A 20631-nucleotide genomic window follows, 5' to 3' on the forward strand; every position below is an offset into this window, starting at 1 on the left:
CAAAACATAAAGTTAACTAAAACAAATATTATCTCTAGGGGGAGAATTATGTATCGGCTACGGGGTCATCATATTTTTTGTCTACTTGGCTATCGAGGAATGGGTTATTCCAAAGAATACGTTGAAAACATGACTCATTTACATCAAACCTTGAGAGCCAATCCAAAGACGTTGGTTCAGCTAGTAAATGGACCTGATCAATTGTGTGAAAAGTATCCAAACTCTGGTGAATACCATTGTCAAGATAACGACATCTATCAAATGGATGCGGTGATTTTAGAGAAAATCGGTTTAAAAATCGGACAAATATTAACATGGGCGGACATTGAATCTCAAATCCAAAAACATGTCATTCCTTCAGATATTCAAACCGTTTGCGGAACTTGTTCTTGGCGGTCTTACGGAGTTTGTGAAGAAGGGATTCAAATGATTCTTCAAGGAAAAGGTTTAAGGGAAGTTAAATAAATCCCTCCCTTCTGTTCAAGTAGATTCTAAACTCTTCTTTCACTTGGAAAAATAAGTGCCTGATACATATTGATATTACAAAATTCAATGACAGGCACCTCTATTTAAATATCATAAGTAAAATCTATCCTGATAAAAAAGAAATATTGTTATTACGATATAAAGTTTAAGCTTTTTTTGATTGCAGCTATTCCCCTTGCCTTTCCTCCAACAATAATCACATTTTATTATCCCCCTCTTAGTTTTAGCGATATTTTGTATCGATTCCTCTATCAAAAATTGATATTTTATCATTTCTACAGATTTTTTATAACTTCATTCAAACTTCACACTCATTTTATAGAATAATAATGTTCTTTTAAATTTTTAAATAATTAGGAGGAAGAAAGTGAAAAAGCAACTCTACAATCGCTTTTGGCGATGGCATTTTTATGCTGCATTATTTATCACGCCATTATTACTTACTTTAACACTTAGTGGTATTGGCTATTTGTTCTACACGAATGTAGAAAATAAAGCTTATGATCATTATTTCTTTGGTCAAAGTGAACATACTGAAAAATTATCGATTGATGAAGGAATAGAAAAAGCCAAAGAGCAATTTAAAGGCTTTTCAGTATCGAAAGTTATTGTACTTAACGATCCATATAACACCCGCTTAACAATGGATAACAACAATGGTGATGAAAAATATGTATTTTTAGATGACAATTATCAAATTGTCGGAAGCCAAAATGCAAAATATACATTTTCTAACGTCATGAGAAATCTTCATAGTTCTTTATTTGTTGGAGGAACAGTTGTTAATTATCTAGTAGAATTAGCTGCTTGTTGGGCTATATTCCTACTATTATCAGGGGTTTACATGACTTTTAAAGGAAAAGCATTAAAGAAGAAACACAATACTTCCCAACATCAAAAAAATAAGAAATGGCATGCCCTTGTTGGAACAATTATTACTATTCCAATGATTGTTATAATTTTTACAGGTCTACCTTGGTCAGCATTTATGGGGAATTTTATTTATACAGCTGCGCAAGAGCACCCATCCATTGGTATGCCTAAATTACAACAAACCCCACCAACTTCTGATATGAGTGAAGTTCCATGGGCTACTCGTAAAAATGAAGCCCCTTCTTCTAAAGAAGGTGGACATGCACATCATGGTGGTATGAGTATGCCTGGTATGGATATGACTAACAGCAATATGATAAGCGTTCAGCAGTTGATGACAAAAGTAGAAGATGCGAAAATTTCTAAGCCATATTCTATTATTTATCCTTCAAGTGAAGATGGTGTTTATACTGTTGCTAAAAGCAGTAACACAGGTGTAACAGGGCTAGATGTTAGTCCCTACGACGAAATCACAACTTATTTTGATCAATATAGTGGTAATCTAATTTCTAAAGTAGGTTACGATGAATACGGTATATTAGGAAAATGGTTTACATGGGGTATTCCATTACATGAAGGTCACTTATTTGGATGGCCAAATAAAATCATCAACCTACTCGTATGTCTTGCCTTTATCTTCGTAATTTTCTTGGGAATCAAAACTTGGTTTTCACGTAAAAAGAAAGGCCAATTTTCAGCTCCTCCTAATACGTCAAAAGGTATTTCTGTAGGATTTGGTATCATAATGGTTGTCCTTGGAATTATTATGCCATTATTCGGTATTTCATTATTTGTAGTAGCACTGATTGAAATTTGTATTTGGTTATTTAGAAAAAAAACAATACAAGCTTAGAAGAAATCAAAAATTATCTATTAATAGAAGCACAAAAAAAGACCGTCTAAGAACGGTCTTTTTGGTGCTTATTAATATAACACATATTTTCATAGAAACGCATTGATAAACCTTCTAACTAAGATTAGCAAATGCTACGGTAGAACCTTTATCGCAAGATTGGAAATCATTCTTTTCATAAAAATGTCTTACATCAGGTGCTTCTTCAGTTAATAGAACTTTTTGACGAACTTTACTATACTTTCCCAGAATTTGTTGCATTAGTTGAGTAGCAATTCCTTGATTCTGATAAGCATTTAATACAAGTATATCTTGAATATAAATGATTGTTAATCCATCACCTACAACACGAATTAGACCAACTAATTCCTCTCCATCCCAAGCAGATATAACGTCTAACGACTGTGATATAGCTTGTTGTAGTACTATTAAATCATTTGTATAAGCATACCATTGTACATCATTATATAATTTTTCCAATTGTTCTATGTTTATATTTTTACTATTATTAAAATTTATTTCCATCTTATTTTTCCTCCTCAAAATGTTATTTTGAAGAGTTATTCCATAATTTAACCACTGTCTTATACCTCCTTTCAAACTCTAAAAAAGTAATATATTTTTCTCTATAATAAAAACTATTGATTTGAGTCAATTTTATAAGTGCTTTTTTAGTTAGAATTTTCGAATATTTTCTAAATAAACAATCCAATAATTCGGATAATATTTCATTTCCAGTATTCACTAAATATACCGCTCCAGATGGCGCTTTCCGCGGGCGAGCGGTGAGCCTCCTCGTTCGCTTCGCTACCTGCGGGGTCTCACCTGTCTCGCTTTCCCGCAGGAGTCGCCATCTTCCGCTTATTGGACAAAGTTCTAACAAATATGGCTTATGGCAATGGTCCATTTAATGTTCGTGTTTATTATCAAATCCTTGAATTATGAAATTGATTCATTTATCAGTAAATTAAGAAAGTTCTATTCCGACAATATCATAAATGACCAATAAACTCCACATTGAAAATTAATAATCTCTTTTAACATATGAAATAACAAAGTAAGAACATTTATTCTCAGCCCGTTAATTGTTTACAATTTGATATGCAGATTTAGTTATCAAAATAACAAAAAACTTGATATCCCTATAAAAATATAGGGTACGAAATCATATGCGATTTCACACCCTATTTGTATTACTATTTGTAATTTTGCACCCAAAAAGAGGACCAGTTATAATTTTGAACTGTGCTTTGTTAGTATGGGTAAATCTATAGATTTAATCAACTACTAAAGTAAAGGTTTTAATCGGTTCATACTTTGGTGTCTTCTCAAGGTTCGTTTTATATAACACGATTTTATCGGCTAAAAAAGATAAAGGCTTTTCATGAAAAGGATTATACTTTTCTAATAACTCCATATTAAATTCATCATTGCCGTTCCACTTCCGTGCCAATGTTATATGTGGATGATATGGACGCGTTTCCAAGGTAAATCCCGCTTCCTGGCATTTTTCATGGACAATTGTTTGAAGTTGAAATAATGTACTTTCGTGATTGACTGCACCCCAAAATATTCGTGGTGATTTCTGATTTCCAAAAATATTGATTCCTTGAATCTGCAACTTAAAGGCTTTTTCATCTTTTATGTTGTTACTTACTAAATCAATTACAGCATGTTGCCTTTGCTCATCCATCGATCCCAGAAATGCAAGGGTGATATGATAATCGCTCATATGTACCCAACGCTGAAACTGAAATATTTGATTGAGATTCTTCATCTCTTCATGAATATCTTGTTTAATACTTGCCGGTAATTGAACTGCCCAAAAGTAATGTGCGTTGTGATCCATGTTAGCCCTCATTTCATTTTGTGATGAAAGTTACCCACAAAATACTCAGTTTATTAAAACCATAACTATTCTTCTTGTATAAATACTACCTTATCATATCCACAATTATGACAGACCATTAAGTGGGGACAGATCTGATCTTTAGCCGTATTTGGATATCCATCACCCATTTTCACAGTCTCTTCATCCTCATAATGACTATAAGGGTCCAAAAAATCAGCTACTTTTCCGTCGTTTTCCAACAGAATACCACAGTTAGGACAATTTATTTCTAATACTTTTAATGAATTACATACAGGACAAATAGCCATATCTATCACTCCTATTTCTTTCTATATTAGAATACGTAAATTTCACAGCATTTTTCGGCTCCGAGCCGGCACAATAAATTACTAAAAACTTTTTTCTCCTGTTTAATAATACTTTCCTCATTATTATTAAACTAAACTGTCCATTGGCTACAAGATTGAATTAATAGCATAAAAAAAACGAATCCCGAGTAGAGGATTCGTTCTATTATATACTTTAACGGCTTTCTTCTTCATCGCCCCAACAATTAACTTCGCCAATATCTGGTACGTCTTTCTTATAGAACACTGGGTCTTTACCTTGTTTGCGCTGGGTTAAATAATCGTTAATAATTGGTTTTGCTACTTTCCAAAGCATCAGAATAGCGACTAAGTTAATCATCGCCATTATGGCCATAAATAGATCTGCTAAATCCCATACAACTTGGACTTTTGCTACTGAACCAAACATGACAAAAGCTACTACAAAAATACGGAATACCATTAAGGCAGTTTTTGATTTTTTAATAAAACCAATATTTGTTTCTCCATAATAGTAGTTACCAATAACCGTACTAAATGCAAAAAGAAATACTGCTACTGCTAAAAATATTCCGGCCCAATCACCTAGATTTCCAACTAATGATGCTTGGGTTAAATTTACTGAAGCTGCGTCCGTTTGAAGATATGCATCGCTTAATAATACGATCGCTGCAGTTGAAGTACAAACTAGTAATGTATCGATAAATACACCTAATGTTTGAATTAAGCCTTGCTTTACTGGGTGAGTAACTGCCGCTGTTGCAGCTGCATTCGGTGCAGAACCCATACCAGCTTCGTTGGAGAATAAACCACGTTTAATCCCATTCATGATTGCTGCCCCTAACATTCCGGCAAAAGCCTCTTTCAATCCAAAGGCAGATTTAATAATAAGGATAAACACATTTGGGAGTTCTTTAATATTTAAAATCACAACAAGCAGTGCAATGGCAATATAAGCAATAGCCATAACCGGAACAATAATTTGAGTGACACTTACAATGCGTTTTAAACCACCAAAGACAATAATTGCAGTTAAAGCGGATAATATCACACCAACAACAACGCGATTTGTACCAAAGCTTTCCTTAAAAGCAATTGAAATTGTGTTTGCTTGTACAGCATTAAAAACGAAGCCATAAGTTAACGTAATAACAACTGCAAAAAGAACACCCATCCATCTTTTATTTAAACCCTTTTCCATATAATAAGCAGGGCCACCACGATACATGCCCGTACTTTGATCTTTAACTTTATAAACCTGTGCTAGTGTACTTTCAATTAGTGCGGATGCGCCACCAATTAACGCAACTAACCACATCCAAAATACAGCACCCGGTCCTCCAATGGCGATTGCTGTTGCAACCCCTGCAATATTACCAGTCCCTATACGAGAAGCAGCAGAGACTGTAAAGGCTTGGAAAGAGGATATCCCTTTTTTCCCCGATTTATCTTTTGGAGCTTTTTCCGTAAGAAGTTTAAACATATCCGGGAGTAATCGGAATTGAATAAACTTTGTTTTAATGCTAAAAAAAAGACCCGCTCCTATTAACAATATAATTAATACATACGAATATAAAAACGTATTTACTTCCTTTAATATACTATCAAACCAATCCATAGATTCCCCTCCTATTTTAATTTTCACACTCAATAACTACCTAAAAGTAAATTTAGAGTTATCCACTCTATTACGAAATTAGGTATGATAAACAAAATAAAAGCACCCTTCATGACCTTCTATTTTCATCTTGCACAATTATATCACTATAACCATAGTGTTAAATATTATTAGATAAGTCACTTAATACACAAGATTATGAACTCTTCTTTTTTTAAAAATATTCGTATATTTTTTTATAGAAAGTAAATTTCTCGAAAAACTCTTTAAAATATATCAATGAAATATTAAGTAAGTAGAGAAACTTACTTTCACAAAAGTAAGTACGGCCTCACTGAGGATACAAACACATGAAATAGAAAAAGAACAGATTCCTCAATTAAGGATCCGTTCTTATTTTCACTAGAATATTCTTCCTATTTTATCCTAATCAACACGCTTGACCACAATATAACTAGCTGGGCATTATTTGTCGCTTACTTTTGATGAATTCGAACAGATTAAAGCATTTTAGCTTCATTTAATAAATTGCGAGCATATTTTAAAGTATGCTTAAGCTCGTTTCCTTTATATCTGTAATTAGCATATGACCTGGTGCATGCGTAATCATAATAGAAGGTTTGCTTTCCATTGCAACTGCTTGAGGTGTTACACCACAAGCCCAAAATACTGGTATTTCCCCTGGCTTAATGGACACTTTATCACCGAAATCTGGCTTTGAAATGTCATTAATACCTATTTGTTCTGGACTACCGATATGAATAGGTGCACCATGTACATTTGGAAAGCGTGAGGTAATTTGGATTGCACGAATCGCATCCTCTGGTTTCATAGGACGCATGCTGACAACAGTTGGTCCTTCAAACAAGCCTGCCTTTTCGCATGGGATATTCGTCTTATACATTGGTACATTACAGTTTTCTTGAATATGTCTGATTGGAATCCCTGCTTCAAGAAGCGGTGTTTCAAATGTAAAGCTACAACCTATTAAAAATCCTACCATATCCTCTTCCCAATAATCTGTTATATCTAATACTTCTCCTGTAAAAATACCATCACGATATATACGGTATTTCGGAATGTCCTTGCGAATATCTGCATTTTTTGCAATTTTAGACGGTTTAAATGATCCAGGTTCTGTCACGTCTAATAGCGGGCATGGCTTTGGGTTTCTCTGACAAAAAAGTAGAAAATCAAAAGCATGCTCCTTCTTTAAAATCACTAAATTTGCTTGCGTAAAGCCGATTGACATTCCAGAAGTCGGCCCAGAAATTTCTTGATTTCGAATAAGTTTTCGAATTTCGTTTGGCTCTAGAGTGCTATATATAGTCATAGTCAATTCACTCCTTGTAAACTAACAATCCACGAGAAAGATACTCGTGGATTGTTGCTAGATTAACTAAATAATTTTGGAATCTGTTCAATTAGTGTGATAATGCTAAGATATCCCATAAGAACAACTACGATTGCTCCAGTTACAGTTAACCAAAGTGGATGCTTATACATACCAACAACCTCTTTTTTGTGTGCAGCAACTAATAGAGTACCAAGTGCTACTGGTAAGATCAGTGCATTTAATGCCCCTACCAAAATTAACACATTAACAGGCTGTCCGATGAAAGCAAAAGTCGTTGTTGAAATAACTATAAATGCAATGATCACCCAATTATGGTGTTTCTCAATCCAAGGGTGGAATGAACGAATAAAAGAAACGGATGTATAAGCCGCACCTACAACAGAAGTAATCGCTGCTGCCCACATAATCACACCAAACATGCGATAACCAATATTGCCCGCTGCAAGTTGGAAAACAGATGCAGGTGGATTATCCATATTAATTGCTAAACCTTGTGAAACAACACCAAGAACAGCTAAAAATAACGCAACACGCATTACGCCTGTAATCAAAATCCCTGTCACAGAGCTTTTTGTTACTTCTGGTAAGGATTCTTGTCCTTTAATACCCGCATCTAAAAGGCGGTGGCCACCAGCAAATGTAATATAGCCTCCAACTGATCCACCAACCAAAGTCACAATTGCAAACCAGCTAATTTTCCCAGGAATAATGCTGTTAACAATCGCTTCGCCTACCGGTGGTGAAGTTTTAAAAGCAACGAATAGCATGAGCAGAATCATGACACCACCAGCAATTTGCGCAACCTTGTCCATTGCCTTCCCAGCTTCTTTATAGACAAAAATAAAAATGGCAAACAGTGCACTTAAAACGGCCCCGGTAATTGGATCTAAGCCAAGCATTGCATTTAACCCAAGACCAGCACCAGCTACGTTTCCAATATTGAATGCTAAACCACCTATAACAATCATGATTGCAAGGATAACACCTAATCCAGGCAAAACCTTATTGGCAATCTCTTGCCCCCGTAAGCCAGAAACAGCAATGATTCGCCAAACGTTAACCTGTACGACAACATCAAGAATCAATGAAATTAAAATTACAAACCCAAAGCTAGCAGCTAACTGCTGTGTAAATACCGTTGTTTGTGTTAAAAAACCTGGTCCGATAGATGAGGTAGCCATTAAAAAGGCTGCTCCTAGTAATACACTTTTACTTGCTGTTTTCTTAACGAACTTACTTTTTTTCTTTTGCTCTATTCCTTCTACACTAACATCGATTTTATTTGCTCCCATTGGATCACCCCTCCATAATTGCACGTACAGATATTTGATTTTCTGTTAACTTTGCATGAATATATTTTGCAAATTCTACAGCATGTTCTCCATCCCCATGAATACAAACTGTATCTACCTGTAATAGCACTTCTATTTGCTGCTGTGACAGCACCTTTCCTTCTTTCACCATTTTCACAACCTGATGAATAGCTTGTTCCTTATCCGTAATCAATGCATCCGGTTGTTTGCGAGATGTTAAAGAACCATCCAACTGATAGGTACGATCTGCAAACACTTCATGAACTGTTTTAATACCTATTTTTTCTCCGGCTTTTGTTAATTCACTTCCAGAGAGACCAAATAACACAAGTGAAGGTGAGATATCATAAATAGCTTGTGCGATTGCCTCGGCAATGGCTGGATTTTTAGCAGCCATATTATAAAGTGCTCCATGTGGCTTAACATGTTGCATAGTCTCATTGAAGATTGTTAGAAACCCTTGCAATGCCCCAACTTGATAAATGACCATATCATAGGCTTCCTGAGGTGTAATGTTCATCTCTCGTCGCCCAAATCCATTTAAATCTGGTAATCCTGGATGTGCCCCAATTTTCACACCATTGGCAATGGCTAGCTTGACTGTTTCTCGCATAACCGTTGGATCCCCACTATGGAAACCACAAGCAATATTAGCAGATGTTACATATTTTAAAATTTCCTCTTGCTCTCCAAGTCGATAACGACCAAAACTTTCCCCTAAATCACAGTTTAAATCAACACGAAACATCTTCTTCCCCCTTCTTCTTTCCCCTAAAGTTAAACTAAATTCATTCACAAATATTTTTGTACCGATATTCGGAATTAAAGTTTTGAAATTTAAAAATAATTTAAAAATATTTTAGCATAATTTAATATTGCTGGAAAGATTGAATTTTAATTTTTTAGAAAAAATATATTTTTTATAATTTTCGTTTAAATTAAACTTGTTTTTGCTTATTGTTAAATTATAATGATAATAATCCGTTATTTAAAACTTAAATACCGAATTTTGAAACTTCAGGAGATGGTTTTCATGCTGAATTTAAAAGAGAATGTACAGATAAGACCTTTGGGCGATTCTGCACTTGTCATTCAAGTGGGTGAAGGGATTAATGAGGCAATACAAAAAAAAGTGCAAAATATATTGAATTTACTAGAAATTCATCCATTTCAAGGATTCATTGAGGCAGTACCTGCCTATAATAGTGTGACCGTTTATTACAATCCAATTGATGTATACTTTTCAAATTTAGAAAAAGGAGTCGAAATACCTTACGAAAATGTGAAAACAAAAATTCTTTCTTTAATGAACCAATCTCACATAATTGAAATGCCAAAGGAACGTGTTGTAAAGATTCCTGTAGTTTATGGTGGTGAAATGGGACCAGATTTAGAATTTGTAGCATCTTATAATGGTTTAACACCTAGTGAAGTCATTAAAATTCACTCTTCTGCGGAATATCTTGTTTACATGATAGGTTTTGCTCCAGGCTTTCCTTTTATGGGGGGAATGAACAAACAAATTGCAACACCGCGCAAAGAAACTCCACGTTTAGCAATTGCTCCTGGATCTGTTGGAATTGCGGGAAATCAAACAGGGATTTACCCTTTAGAAACTCCAGGTGGATGGCAAATTATCGGACGAACACCTTCTCAATTGTTTCTACCTGATCAATCTCCTCCAACCTTATTACAACCAGGCGATCGAATTCAATTTGTACCAATTTCAATGGAACGTTATAAGATGGATTAGGAGATGGAATCATGGGAATAAAGGTATTACAGCCAGGTATGTTGGCAACCATTCAAGACCTAGGAAGATACGGACTACAGAAGTTTGGTGTTATCGTAGGGGGAGCGATGGATTCAATTTCCTTACGAATTGCGAATTTACTTGTTGGAAATTCGGAAGGAGAAGGAGCGCTTGAGGTGACACTTTATGGAACTACCCTTTTATTTGAAAGTGATGAACTGATTGCGATTACAGGTGGTAATTTACAACCTTCAATAGATGGAATTCAAGTACCAATGTGGCGACCACTTTTGATTCGAAAAGGATCCGTTTTAAAATTTAATGCCGCGATTAGTGGCTGCCGGGCATATGTATCATTTGGTGGTGGAATTCAAGTACCAAAAGTGATGAGCAGTAAAAGCACCTACTTACGTGCTGGGATTGGTGGCTTTCAAGGAAGAAAATTGCAAAAGAATGATGTCTTTGAATGTGAGAAACGAACAGAATTAGGAGAGGATCTTTTTAATCAATTACAAGAGGAGACAACAAACCTTCCCTGGTCAGTTTATTACCCATCTTTTGTTACATTTAAGAAAACTCAAACAATCCGTATAATACGAGGTTCTGAATATCAGCATTTTAATGAGGAAAATTTTAAAAAATTCTTTTCAACTCCTTACACCATCACAACACACGCAGATCGAATGGGCTATCGATTGGAAGGAGAGGCAATCCAATTAAAAGAGCCATTTGAATTATTATCTGAAGGGGTTACATTTGGAACGATTCAAATGCCCTCCAATGGACAACCAATTATTTTGATGGCGGATCGACAAACCACTGGTGGATACCCTAAAATTGGCCAAGTAATTTCCGCAGATTTACCTTCATTAGCTCAAATGCAAGCAAATGATCGTGTATATTTTAAAGAGGTCACTCTTGAAGAAGCTCAATGTGCATTAATTCATCAAGATAAAGAACTAAATGAGTTGGCATTTGGACTCCGTTTAAAAAGGTTACAACAAATGTGAGTAAAAAAGAGGCACCATTCTGACAAGAGGCGCCTCTTTCTTAATGCTGTTCATAGCCCATCTGTTTAGAAATCTCTGCTGTAGCCTTCTTTAGTTTCTCAACCAAGATTTCAACATTTCCCCCTTGATAATTGGCCTCCAGTCCTGCGATACTCATACCTGCAATGACTTCTCCTTTATGATCGAAAATCGGTGCAGCAATAGCAGATGTATAGTTTTCTAATTCTGAATGGCTGATTGTATAACCAAGTTCTCTCGCCTGCACAATAGTTTCATAAAGTTTATCCTTATCAGTAATGGTCCCCGTGGCAAACGATGTAAGTTCTATCGATTCGAGATATTTTTTTATTTCAGTATCCGGTAAAAAGGATAAGATAGCACGAGAACATGCCCCTGCATAAAGAGGACTTTTTCTACCGATTGCTGTATAGAGTCGAACTTTTTGCTTCGTATCCACTTTCTCGATATAAATAGCTTCGTGACCATCTCGAACAATTAAATTAATCGCTTCTTTTATATCATTATGTAACTCATTCATAATTGGATATGCAATTTTCCGCACATCCAGGCGCATTGAAACTAGATGTCCAAATTTAAGGAAGAGAATACCCAACCGATATTTTGCATCAGTTCCCTTTTCTAAAAATTCCATCTCCTCTAAAGATTTTAACATGCGGAAAACAGAGGTTTTAGGAATTCCTGATAACTCAATTATTTCTTGAAATGACAGTTCAGTATAATCGATAAATAGATTTAATATGTCCATTGAACGGACAACCGTTTTATTTTTATTTGTCAATTCAGGTTTGTCTTCCTTTCGTTACAAGCTTTAATCAATCTAATCATAATCTATCTTATCCCAAATATACATTAATTTTAAAAAAAGAAACTCGAACAATGAAAAATTGAATCCGAAAGCGGAGAAATTTCATATTACTATGCCTTTGAAAATTCTCTTCAAATGCAAAAGAAAACAACAACCTTGTAGGATGTTGCCTTCTTAAATAAGCATTAGTTATCTTCTTTTAAAATAAGTTGAGAGACACACTCAACATGTGCCGTATGCGGAAACATATCCACAGGCTGAACTTCCTGTGTCTTATATCCGCCATCTTCAAGAATCCGTAAATCCCTCGCTAGTGTAGCGGGATTACATGATACATAAACAATTCGTTTTGGACGTTGTTCTAAAATCGTCTTTAACAACGCTTCGTCGCAGCCTTTTCTCGGTGGGTCTACCATGAGGACGTCTGCTGTTTTGCCTTCTTTGTACCAGCGTGGGATAACTTCTTCTGCTGGCCCTGCTTCGAAGTATGTGTTGTTTAGGCTGTTTAGTTTAGCGTTGCGCTTCGCATCTTCTATTGCTTGTGGGACAATTTCGACGCCCATTACGTATTTCGCTTTTTTCGCCATGAATAGTGAGATAGTACCGATACCGCAATAAGCATCGATGACTGTTTCTTTACCTGTAAGTTGTGCATAGTCTAATGCTTGTTTGTACAAAACTTCAGTTTGAATTGGGTTTACTTGATAGAATGAACGAGCTGAAATTTCAAAACGTACGTCACCAATATGATCTTCAATTGTATCTTGTCCCCATAGGTTGATGGTTTCATTGCCGAAGATCACGTTTGTTGTTTCGGTATTAATGTTTTGCATAATGGATTTTACATTCGGGACAAGCTTGCGGATGAGTGCAATCGCTTCTTCTGCTTGTGGGAATTTACGTTTTTTTGTAACGAGTACAATCATCACTTCATCTGTTGCCCGTGCTTTACGAACGACAACGTGACGTAGCATCCCTTGTTTTGTTTCTTCGTTATATGGTTTAATGCCCAGTTTCCAAAGTTGTGGTTTTAATCCTTCCAAAATTGCATCTGCTTCTGGTGTTTGAATGAGGCAACGTTCTGTATCAACAATAGCGTGTGATTTTGTTTTATAAAATCCTGCAATTGGCACATCACCGTTTAAACCAAATGGGATTTGAGCTTTGTTTCGATAATTCCATGGGTTATCCATCCCTTTTACTGGATGAACCGGTACATCGATTTTGCCGATTCGCTTCATAACATCACGAACCATCTTTTCTTTCCATTTCATTTGTCCTTCATAAGAAAGGTGTTGTAGTTGGCAACCACCACATTGTGAAAATATGGGACATGGTGCTTCTACTCGATCTGGTGAAGATTCTTCAATATGGATGATTTTTGCAAAGCCATAGTTTTTTAATGTTTTTAAAACATGAACTTCTGCTTTTTCATCAGGAAGTCCGCCTTGGATAAAGAGCGGATAGCCATCTACTTTTGCGACGCCTGCCCCGTCATGTGTTAAATCTTCTATATAAACCGATAATCGGTCATTTTTCTTTACTGGTGCTGTCATTCGTGCATCCTCCGTTTCAGTTCTTCTATTGTAACATGACACAAGCAAAGAAAAAATCCAAGAGCATATGATTGCCCTTGGACTCCTTTTTATTTTTCATCTTTGGTTACTGCTCCATCTTTTGAAGCAACGTAAAAGCCAATGACAATTGCGACAATTACTACAATAAATGGTCCATAGAAAATAAGAAAGTGTTCCATTTGGCTTTTCCCCCTTTAAGCATGGTGATCTCCTTTACCTCGTACATAATCCTTATCGAATAAAAACAATTTCAGTACTAAATACAATGATGGAATTAGTAACAAGAGCCCTAGAACAAATACAACTACTAAAGAAATTGCCATCGCCTGATTTGTAAATGAATCGTATAAAGTAAGGAATGGATAAAGCAAGTATGGATAATGTGATATGCCATAGCCAAAGAATGCAAATGCAAATTGCCCAATCAAAAGCCATACTGCAAGGCCATAATTGCGTTTTATACTTAAACACCCAACAGTAATAACAAACATAACGGCTGAAATGGCAAATAAGTACCAAAAATCAATCATTCTGTTAAAATGTTCTATATTATGCTTTCGTAGCTCTACCATAATCCCAACTACCGAAATAGCTAATGGTACAGCCCAAATAAGTGCATATTTCCGTAATAACTCCGTTGCTTCTCTATCCCCTGCTGCATTTGCATACCAAGTAAGAAATGTAGCGGAGATATAAAGAACGGCTGCTAACGCTAGCACAACAATACTCCATGTCAATGAACTCGTAAATAATGCCCCATAATCGAGTACAGGCTGATTATCGGTAATTGTCACAAAACCACCTTCAGAAATTGTCAATACTACAGATAATGATGCCGGTATTAACAGTCCTGCCATGCCATACATGAAGGAATAACCTTTATGCCCCCTTGAACCATATGATTCAAATGCATAGTAGCTTCCTCGAATAGCTAGTAATACAAGTGCTATACTTGCGGGTACCAGTAAAGTTGTGCCATAGAAGTAAGCTGTTTTAGGGAAGAACCCGACAACCCCAACAAAGAAGAATACTAAAAATACATTGGTAATTTCCCATACTGGTGATAAATAACGTTGGATAATATTTGTTAAAATATGTTTTTTACCAATTAGCAAGCTATATGCATTAAAGAATCCTGCACCAAAATCAATTGAACCGATAATCAAATAACCGAATAAAAATAACCACAATACGGAGATACCAAGTACTTCTAAACTCATGAAATACCACCATCCTTTTCAGCATGACGATCTGCAATTTCCCGTTCAATCGGATTCTTTTTGAACATACGCCGTAATACCACAACACTGCCGATTCCAAGGATCAGATACACCAGGCAGAATAGCAGTAACATTAAATCGACGTGCTGACTAGAAGTAGCCGCTTCTGCTACTTTCATATAATGCACTAAAATCCACGGTTGTCGCCCAACTTCTGCTAACCACCAGCCCGCTTCAATCGCAATAACAGATAATGGGCCACCAACAACCACGATCCATCGGAACCATCTTGAATGGATAAAACGCCATCTTCTTAACTTACCAATCACATATACAGCTGAAACGCCAACCATGAAGAAGCCAATTGTAACCATTAAGTCAAATAAGAAATGTATATAAAGTGGCGGTGTTTCATCTTTTGGGAACTCATTTAACCCTGTCACCTCTGAAAATGGGTTGTAATGTGCTAAAAAACTTAAAGCGTATGGAATTCGGATAGCATATTTTACTTCTTCCCCATCCCGAATACCGAACACCAGTAGCGACGCACCTTCTTCTGTTTCAAAATGCCATTCGGCAGCCGCTAATTTTTCTGGTTGATACTCTACTAAATATTTTGCAGAGAAATCCCCGACCACAGCAGTTCCAATTGAAAACACTAAACCGAGTTTCATGAATAAGTACAATGATTTTTTGTGATACACATGATTAGAGCCTTTTAACATTCTGAATGCAGCAATAGCTGCTAACACAAATGCCGTAGTCATATAAGCTGTAAGTAACACGTGACCCACTTTTGTCGGCATAGCTGGGGTGAACATCGCTACAAGCGGTTGAATGTTTACTAACTGCCCATCGACTATTTCAAATCCTCGTGGCGCATTCATGAAAGCATTGACCATTGTGATAAAGATAGCTGACATAGAAGCACCAACAGCGACGGGGATTAATAATAAGAAATGTTTCTTTTGATTTTCGAAGCGATCCCAAGTATATAAGTAAATACCTAAGAAAATGGCTTCAAAGAAGAAGGCGAAAGTTTCCATAAAGAGTGGTAAAGCAATTACATTACCAGCCAACTGCATAAAATTTGGCCATAAAAGAGATAATTGTAATCCAATCGCTGTACCTGTAACGACACCGACCGCTACAGTAATGACAAAACCTCTTGCAATACGTCTAGCTAGCAAAATATAGTGTTCATCCTTCTTTTTGATACCGATCCACTGAGCAATCATTATCATTAACGGAACACCGACACCAATTGTGGCGTAAATAATATGAAATGTTAAAGTAGCCTCTGTTAAAAGGCGGCTAAAAAAAACCGCATGATCATTAATCATTCTTAAACCTCCTTAATGTCCAAAAATTCTCCCTAAGATCGATATCAGCATAATGCCCGCAACAATAAAACTAGTCCAAATCAACTTTTTCTCGTGTTGTTTATACATGATTCTCTCCTTCACTTCGTAATATACGCACGAAAAAATACTTTCTTACCTCTATTCTTGACAAATTAAGGACGTATTCACGATTAAGATATGGGGAAAATATAAAAATCATGAACGCTGTGAAATCTACTCAAAAAATTACGTTATTTATAATTAATAAATGTCTACCTCACCATATTCAAAAAGGAAAATATAAAAACCCACAGCAGCTACAAGACCATGTTGTTCTAGAACAAGACGAGGCTATTTTAGAATTTAGTTCTTCAATTTTTAAAGAAGGGTTTTTATCTAAAAGGAAAAAGAAATTATTGTTGTTGTCGTTGCACATGTTACGAAATGCCCTTACTGCATTGATAAACATACAAATAACGCTAAATACTTACCTAGACACTTCACTTCAAGAATTAATGGAAGCTGCTTATGTAACACTGTAGTAGAAGCTGGTAGTGGAGTAACACATAGTACTAATATGTGCAATGCACTCAAAGATAATTCAGATGAGGATTTATATAAGCGTTCAAATTTAAAATATCTTGCACAACTTGGCAAAGATGCTGAAGCCTTTAAGAATTATGCTCACTTTAGCAACAACGCTTTAAAAGAGGGACCTCTATCAGTTAAATTGAAAAAACCATCGCAGTTGCTACTGCAGGCGCCTCTTATACACATTCGGCAATATGATTCTAGCTACAACGAATAAGGTTAAAAATGAAAATGCAAAAAGGCTAGAAAGTGTTTCATACACTTTCTAGCCTTTTGTATCTTACATTTAATCCTCTATTCGATCGATTTCACGAATTTCATTAATTGGCACAAACAATTCAATATGACGTTTTAGGTTTATAAAATCTGCTGGTGCATCACCACCGTATTCACCATCTAAGTTTAGTTGTATTTTTTCATCCGATGTGATCTTCAGTTCCTTTGCCTTCGCATAAATGATATGAGAATCTTTCATATGTTCTCCTCTACTTGCAAGCGTAACGATTTTCACAAAATCTGCTACATTACATTTTTTCAAGATAAACACAGAAAATAATCCATCATTAAGACTCGCATCCGGAGCAAGTTTTTCAAATCCACCAACTGAATTCGTTAAAGCGATTAGCACCATCATTGCTTCATCGTCAAAAACTTTTCCGTCATATTCAATACGCATCTTAGTTGCTTTGATGGATGGTAACATTTCAATACCCTTTAAATAATATGCAAGTTGGCCTAATACCGTTTTTAGTTTACTTGGCACTTCGTAAGTTAGTTCGGTAATGCGCCCCCCACCAGCAATATTGATAAAATAGCGATCATTTACACGACCAACATCTACAGGAATGCTATCGCCCGCAATAATAATATCAACCGCTTTGTCAATGTCGCGTGGAATACGTACTGCACGGGCAAAATCATTTGTAGTTCCCATCGGAATTAATCCGATTTTTGGTCTATCTTCAAATTCACTAACACCTGCGACGACTTCATTTAAAGTACCGTCACCACCTACAGCGATGATGATATCAAATTCTCTTTCGACTGCATCTTTAGCAGCAGTAGTTGCATCGCCTTCACATGTTGTCGCATGACAAGATGTTTCGTAGCCTGCAACTTCTAATTTTGCTAATACTTCAGGTAAGTGTTTTTTGAAAACTTCGCGACCTGAAGTTGGATTATAAATGATACGTGCTCGCTTCATAGTTATACCTTCCTACTCTCGATATTTCTAATATATATGTTAACGAACTCTTTAAGAAATTGTTCCCTTACTATAAAATGCAGAAAACAGGCTGTCTCGTTTCGTATAAGTTTAGAGGCAGCCGTTCTGTGGAATTCGTTTTAATTATGGACCTTCATATATTTTATACCGAAGTAGACATGTACTGCAAATCTCCATGTTACGAAAGCGCTAAAATAAGTGCTCTACTAATATCTTCATAGACCCATCCCCAGAATTGTTCATTTGTTGCATTTTCTTCTGTAATACCTGCAAATAATGCCTTTTGCTTATCTGCAAATGTTGGATCATCCTGTGCTGGCAGTTCGCTTTTCTTTTTTAATACATATTCTTGCAACTGCGGTGCACGAGGTCCCCATTTACCAATAACATTTCCTTCATCATTTAAAAAGAGATAGACTGGAATAGAACGGCCACCATTCGTTAAATATTGATCAATCAGTTCTAAATTTTGATCGCGGAATACTGCTCTTACCTCCAAATCTGCCTCTTCAGCAATGCGACGAATTATCGGGTTGTTCATCATCGCATCTCCACACCAATCTTCTGTAATGGCTAATATATGTGGCTTTTTTTCGTTCAATAAAGATAGAAAATGTTCATCCTGTGGCAATTGGAAATTACTATAAACATTAAAGCTTTCTTCTTTTAATGCTGTCATTTGTTCCATGTAATCTTTGATGGGAAGACCTTCTTTAAAATATTGCTGCTCTGTTTTCATATTAAATCCCTCCTTCTATCAGTGTAATAGGTTCTCATTTTTTTCGCAAAGCTACAAGCTTAAGAGTTTGAAAATTCCATCATTTGTTTGTGAACAAATATTTCTGTAGTATTATTCAAAGATATCAAGAAAGGAATGAAATCCGTTGAATGTTCAAAGTCTTTTAAAAGGACATAACTTTTTGTTTTTTGGTTTATTAGCTCTTTTCATTCCATTCTTACCTTTATTTTTAAAAGGACAAGGATTGTCTACAAGTGAAGTTGGTCTGATTATTGGAGCAGGTGGTTTTGTCACAATTATTGCGCAACCTTTATGGGGAATGATTAGTGATAAAACGAAAACATTGCGAAAGGTTATGCTCTTATTAATCTTCATGACTGCTATTTGTGGTTTTCTATTATTTAATATGAGTAGCTTTTGGGGGCTAGTCGCTGCTGCTATGCTCGTTTACTTTTTCTTAATGCCGTTAGATCCTTTAACAGAAAGTTTGAACTATACAATGACCGAAGCTGCAGGTACTAGTTATGGATCTGTACGTACATATGGTGCACTTGGCTATGCTGTTTTATCATTAATCGTTGGCTATGTTATGAAATGGTTTGGTATGAATAGCATTTCTATTCTTTTCGTTCTCCTTGGTGTCATATGTTTTATCATTATGTGGAAGCTTCCTGATGCACCTACCTCATCTACACCTGTCACAATTGATGGTTTGAAGAAAGTTTTAACGAATAAAGAAATGATATTATTTTTAATATTAATCTTTATTAGCTCAATTCCTGCACGTATGAATGATACTTTTTTAGGTATACATATGGATACATTAGGTGGCGATACTTCACTTGTTGGAATTTCATTTTTCATCTCTGCGGCTAGTGAGATTGTCGTATTTGCACTTAGCTATTGGTGGTTACGTAAGGGAAAAGAATTGCTTATTATAACATTTGCGATTTTCTGTTATGCATTGCGATTCTTCTTATCCGGATTAGTGGATAGTCCAATTTTACTTGCTACGATTCAATCGCTTCAAATGTTAACATTCCCAATCTATTACACAGCGGCAATTCAATATTTATATCAAATTGTCCCTCGCGAATGGCGTGCAACGGGACAAACAGTATTAGCATTATTGTTCTTTGGAATCTCAGGCATTATTTCTTCATCTGTTGGTGGATTTCTTTATAATGCTTATGGTGGTCATATTTTCTATTACACCATTGCGGGAATTTCATTTATAGCAGGGGTCTTTGGAGTGGGATTATTACTTCGAAATAAGAAAAGTATTTCTGAATAGCTAGGTATACTAAATTTGATTGTTTGAAGTTATTGTTTCATCATGCCTTTCACAAAGCTAAACTCTTTAGATAACTTTATTTCGCAAAACAAGCTTAATGTCAAAAAGACCAATTTTAGATAAATCCGCGAGTATATTGGATAAAAAACGAAACTTACTTGTCAAAGTAAGCAATAAATAAGGGTCTGTTTGAAAAATCGGTAAACGACTTTTCAAAACAGGCCCGCTTTTTTATATTTGATAAGAAGACATAAATAGCATTATTCGTTGAATACAATTCCCGAATCCGCGAGTATTTTCCACAAAAAGCGAGTAAAAAGGTTAAAAAATAGAGCCAACAAAAAATTGTTGGCTCTAACTCTAAATAGCTGTTGA

20 protein-coding genes are annotated in these 20631 nt (G+C 35.7%); 6 read left to right on the forward strand and 14 right to left on the reverse strand.

All coding sequences use genetic code 11. The annotated features are described in order from the left end of the window. Positions 1–48: 48 nt before the first annotated feature. Positions 49–465, forward strand: coding sequence for a DUF1284 domain-containing protein (locus Q8X41_RS10220; RefSeq protein ID WP_397540102.1), 417 nt, complete (start codon positions 49–51; stop codon positions 463–465). A gap of 388 nt (positions 466–853) precedes the next feature. Further along, entirely contained in the window at positions 854–2212 is a 1359-nt protein-coding gene (locus Q8X41_RS10225; RefSeq protein ID WP_397540103.1) for a PepSY-associated TM helix domain-containing protein, read from the forward strand. A 114-nt stretch (positions 2213–2326) separates the two neighbouring features. Here Q8X41_RS10225 and Q8X41_RS10230 read toward each other — a convergent pair whose 3' ends face one another. The 7 genes from Q8X41_RS10230 to Q8X41_RS10260 form a co-directional block, all read right to left on the reverse strand. After that, positions 2327–2737 carry a GNAT family N-acetyltransferase gene (locus tag Q8X41_RS10230; RefSeq protein ID WP_397540104.1) on the reverse strand — a complete coding sequence of 137 codons (411 nt, stop codon included), beginning with the start codon at positions 2735–2737 and terminating at the stop codon, positions 2327–2329. A gap of 751 nt (positions 2738–3488) precedes the next feature. After that, the gene (thpR, locus tag Q8X41_RS10235; protein WP_397540105.1) at positions 3489–4061 is read right to left on the reverse strand and encodes an RNA 2',3'-cyclic phosphodiesterase; all 573 of its coding nucleotides are present in this window, start codon (positions 4059–4061) and stop codon (positions 3489–3491) included. Positions 4062–4126: 65 nt separating this feature from the next. Continuing rightward, positions 4127–4372, reverse strand: coding sequence for a hypothetical protein (locus Q8X41_RS10240; RefSeq protein ID WP_397540106.1), 246 nt, complete (start codon positions 4370–4372; stop codon positions 4127–4129). A gap of 214 nt (positions 4373–4586) precedes the next feature. Continuing rightward, positions 4587–6008: an alanine/glycine:cation symporter family protein gene (locus Q8X41_RS10245; RefSeq protein ID WP_397540107.1), complete on the reverse strand. Its 1422-nt coding sequence runs from the start codon at positions 6006–6008 to the stop codon at positions 4587–4589. A gap of 541 nt (positions 6009–6549) precedes the next feature. Next, complete coding sequence (locus Q8X41_RS10250) at positions 6550–7341, reverse strand: putative hydro-lyase (protein WP_397540108.1); 792 nt, start codon at positions 7339–7341, stop codon at positions 6550–6552. A 62-nt stretch (positions 7342–7403) separates the two neighbouring features. Beyond that, positions 7404–8657: an NRAMP family divalent metal transporter gene (locus tag Q8X41_RS10255; RefSeq protein ID WP_397540109.1), complete on the reverse strand. Its 1254-nt coding sequence runs from the start codon at positions 8655–8657 to the stop codon at positions 7404–7406. Between the two features lie 4 nt (positions 8658–8661). Further along, positions 8662–9426 (reverse strand): LamB/YcsF family protein, encoded by a 765-nt coding sequence (locus Q8X41_RS10260; protein ID WP_397540110.1) that lies wholly within the window; start codon positions 9424–9426, stop codon positions 8662–8664. A 285-nt stretch (positions 9427–9711) separates the two neighbouring features. Between Q8X41_RS10260 and pxpB the strand changes: the two genes are divergently transcribed. Together pxpB and Q8X41_RS10270 are read left to right on the forward strand one after the other, a co-directional pair. Continuing rightward, positions 9712–10431, forward strand: a complete 720-nt coding sequence (gene pxpB / locus Q8X41_RS10265; RefSeq protein WP_397540111.1) for a 5-oxoprolinase subunit PxpB — start codon at positions 9712–9714, stop codon at positions 10429–10431. Positions 10432–10442: 11 nt separating this feature from the next. Further along, a complete protein-coding gene (locus Q8X41_RS10270; protein WP_397540112.1) occupies positions 10443–11441 on the forward strand; it encodes a biotin-dependent carboxyltransferase family protein in 999 nt (332 codons plus the stop codon). 40 nt (positions 11442–11481) lie between these two features. Here Q8X41_RS10270 and Q8X41_RS10275 read toward each other — a convergent pair whose 3' ends face one another. The 5 genes from Q8X41_RS10275 to Q8X41_RS10295 all read right to left on the reverse strand — a co-directional run bounded on the left by Q8X41_RS10275 (position 11482) and on the right by Q8X41_RS10295 (position 16407). Beyond that, complete coding sequence (locus tag Q8X41_RS10275; protein ID WP_397540113.1) at positions 11482–12240, reverse strand: IclR family transcriptional regulator; 759 nt, start codon at positions 12238–12240, stop codon at positions 11482–11484. Between the two features lie 212 nt (positions 12241–12452). Further along, positions 12453–13823 (reverse strand): 23S rRNA (uracil(1939)-C(5))-methyltransferase RlmD, encoded by a 1371-nt coding sequence (gene rlmD / locus Q8X41_RS10280; RefSeq protein WP_397540114.1) that lies wholly within the window; start codon positions 13821–13823, stop codon positions 12453–12455. A gap of 89 nt (positions 13824–13912) precedes the next feature. Continuing rightward, positions 13913–14023, reverse strand: a complete 111-nt coding sequence (locus Q8X41_RS10285; protein WP_397540115.1) for a hypothetical protein — start codon at positions 14021–14023, stop codon at positions 13913–13915. Positions 14024–14038: 15 nt separating this feature from the next. Next, on the reverse strand, positions 14039–15064 hold the full coding sequence (locus tag Q8X41_RS10290) for a cytochrome d ubiquinol oxidase subunit II (RefSeq protein WP_397540116.1): 1026 nt from the start codon (positions 15062–15064) through the stop codon (positions 14039–14041). Then, positions 15061–16407 carry a cytochrome ubiquinol oxidase subunit I gene (locus tag Q8X41_RS10295; RefSeq protein ID WP_397540117.1) on the reverse strand — a complete coding sequence of 449 codons (1347 nt, stop codon included), beginning with the start codon at positions 16405–16407 and terminating at the stop codon, positions 15061–15063. Before Q8X41_RS10295 ends, Q8X41_RS10290 begins: the two co-directional genes overlap by 4 nt. A 415-nt stretch (positions 16408–16822) precedes the next feature. Here Q8X41_RS10295 and Q8X41_RS10300 point away from each other — a divergent pair, with 415 nt between their 5' ends. Continuing rightward, positions 16823–17215 (forward strand): hypothetical protein, encoded by a 393-nt coding sequence (locus tag Q8X41_RS10300; protein WP_397540246.1) that lies wholly within the window; start codon positions 16823–16825, stop codon positions 17213–17215. Between the two features lie 69 nt (positions 17216–17284). On the opposite strand, the gene Q8X41_RS10305 is transcribed toward Q8X41_RS10300, so the two are convergent. Next, the gene (locus Q8X41_RS10305) at positions 17285–18202 is read right to left on the reverse strand and encodes a diacylglycerol kinase (protein ID WP_397540118.1); all 918 of its coding nucleotides are present in this window, start codon (positions 18200–18202) and stop codon (positions 17285–17287) included. 199 nt (positions 18203–18401) lie between these two features. Next, positions 18402–18962, reverse strand: coding sequence for a thioredoxin family protein (locus Q8X41_RS10310; protein WP_397540119.1), 561 nt, complete (start codon positions 18960–18962; stop codon positions 18402–18404). A 145-nt stretch (positions 18963–19107) separates the two neighbouring features. Between Q8X41_RS10310 and Q8X41_RS10315 the strand changes: the two genes are divergently transcribed. Further along, complete coding sequence (locus tag Q8X41_RS10315) at positions 19108–20256, forward strand: MFS transporter (RefSeq protein ID WP_397540120.1); 1149 nt, start codon at positions 19108–19110, stop codon at positions 20254–20256. Positions 20257–20631: the final 375 nt, after the last annotated feature.

The organism is Rummeliibacillus pycnus, from assembly GCF_044359855.1.
GTDB classification, from domain to species: Bacteria; Bacillota; Bacilli; order Bacillales_A; family Planococcaceae; genus Rummeliibacillus; species Rummeliibacillus pycnus_A.

Excerpts from the sequence above, each read along its gene's own strand:
- rlmD (WP_397540114.1), bottom strand. The coding sequence starts at position 13,823 with ATGACAGCACCAGTAAAGAAAAATGACCGATTATCGGTTTATATAGAA.
- Q8X41_RS10260 (WP_397540110.1), bottom strand. The coding sequence starts at position 9,426 with ATGTTTCGTGTTGATTTAAACTGTGATTTAGGGGAAAGTTTTGGTCGT.
- Q8X41_RS10250 (WP_397540108.1), bottom strand. The coding sequence starts at position 7,341 with ATGACTATATATAGCACTCTAGAGCCAAACGAAATTCGAAAACTTATT.
- pxpB (WP_397540111.1), top strand. The coding sequence starts at position 9,712 with ATGCTGAATTTAAAAGAGAATGTACAGATAAGACCTTTGGGCGATTCT.
- Q8X41_RS10285 (WP_397540115.1), bottom strand. The coding sequence starts at position 14,023 with ATGGAACACTTTCTTATTTTCTATGGACCATTTATTGTAGTAATTGTC.
- Q8X41_RS10290 (WP_397540116.1), bottom strand. The coding sequence starts at position 15,064 with ATGAGTTTAGAAGTACTTGGTATCTCCGTATTGTGGTTATTTTTATTC.
- Q8X41_RS10255 (WP_397540109.1), bottom strand. The coding sequence starts at position 8,657 with ATGGGAGCAAATAAAATCGATGTTAGTGTAGAAGGAATAGAGCAAAAG.
- Q8X41_RS10230 (WP_397540104.1), bottom strand. The coding sequence starts at position 2,737 with ATGGAAATAAATTTTAATAATAGTAAAAATATAAACATAGAACAATTG.
- Q8X41_RS10305 (WP_397540118.1), bottom strand. The coding sequence starts at position 18,202 with ATGAAGCGAGCACGTATCATTTATAATCCAACTTCAGGTCGCGAAGTT.
- Q8X41_RS10220 (WP_397540102.1), top strand. The coding sequence starts at position 49 with ATGTATCGGCTACGGGGTCATCATATTTTTTGTCTACTTGGCTATCGA.
- Q8X41_RS10245 (WP_397540107.1), bottom strand. The coding sequence starts at position 6,008 with ATGGATTGGTTTGATAGTATATTAAAGGAAGTAAATACGTTTTTATAT.
- Q8X41_RS10270 (WP_397540112.1), top strand. The coding sequence starts at position 10,443 with ATGGGAATAAAGGTATTACAGCCAGGTATGTTGGCAACCATTCAAGAC.
- Q8X41_RS10240 (WP_397540106.1), bottom strand. The coding sequence starts at position 4,372 with ATGGCTATTTGTCCTGTATGTAATTCATTAAAAGTATTAGAAATAAAT.
- Q8X41_RS10295 (WP_397540117.1), bottom strand. The coding sequence starts at position 16,407 with ATGATTAATGATCATGCGGTTTTTTTTAGCCGCCTTTTAACAGAGGCT.
- thpR (WP_397540105.1), bottom strand. The coding sequence starts at position 4,061 with ATGGATCACAACGCACATTACTTTTGGGCAGTTCAATTACCGGCAAGT.
- Q8X41_RS10310 (WP_397540119.1), bottom strand. The coding sequence starts at position 18,962 with ATGAAAACAGAGCAGCAATATTTTAAAGAAGGTCTTCCCATCAAAGAT.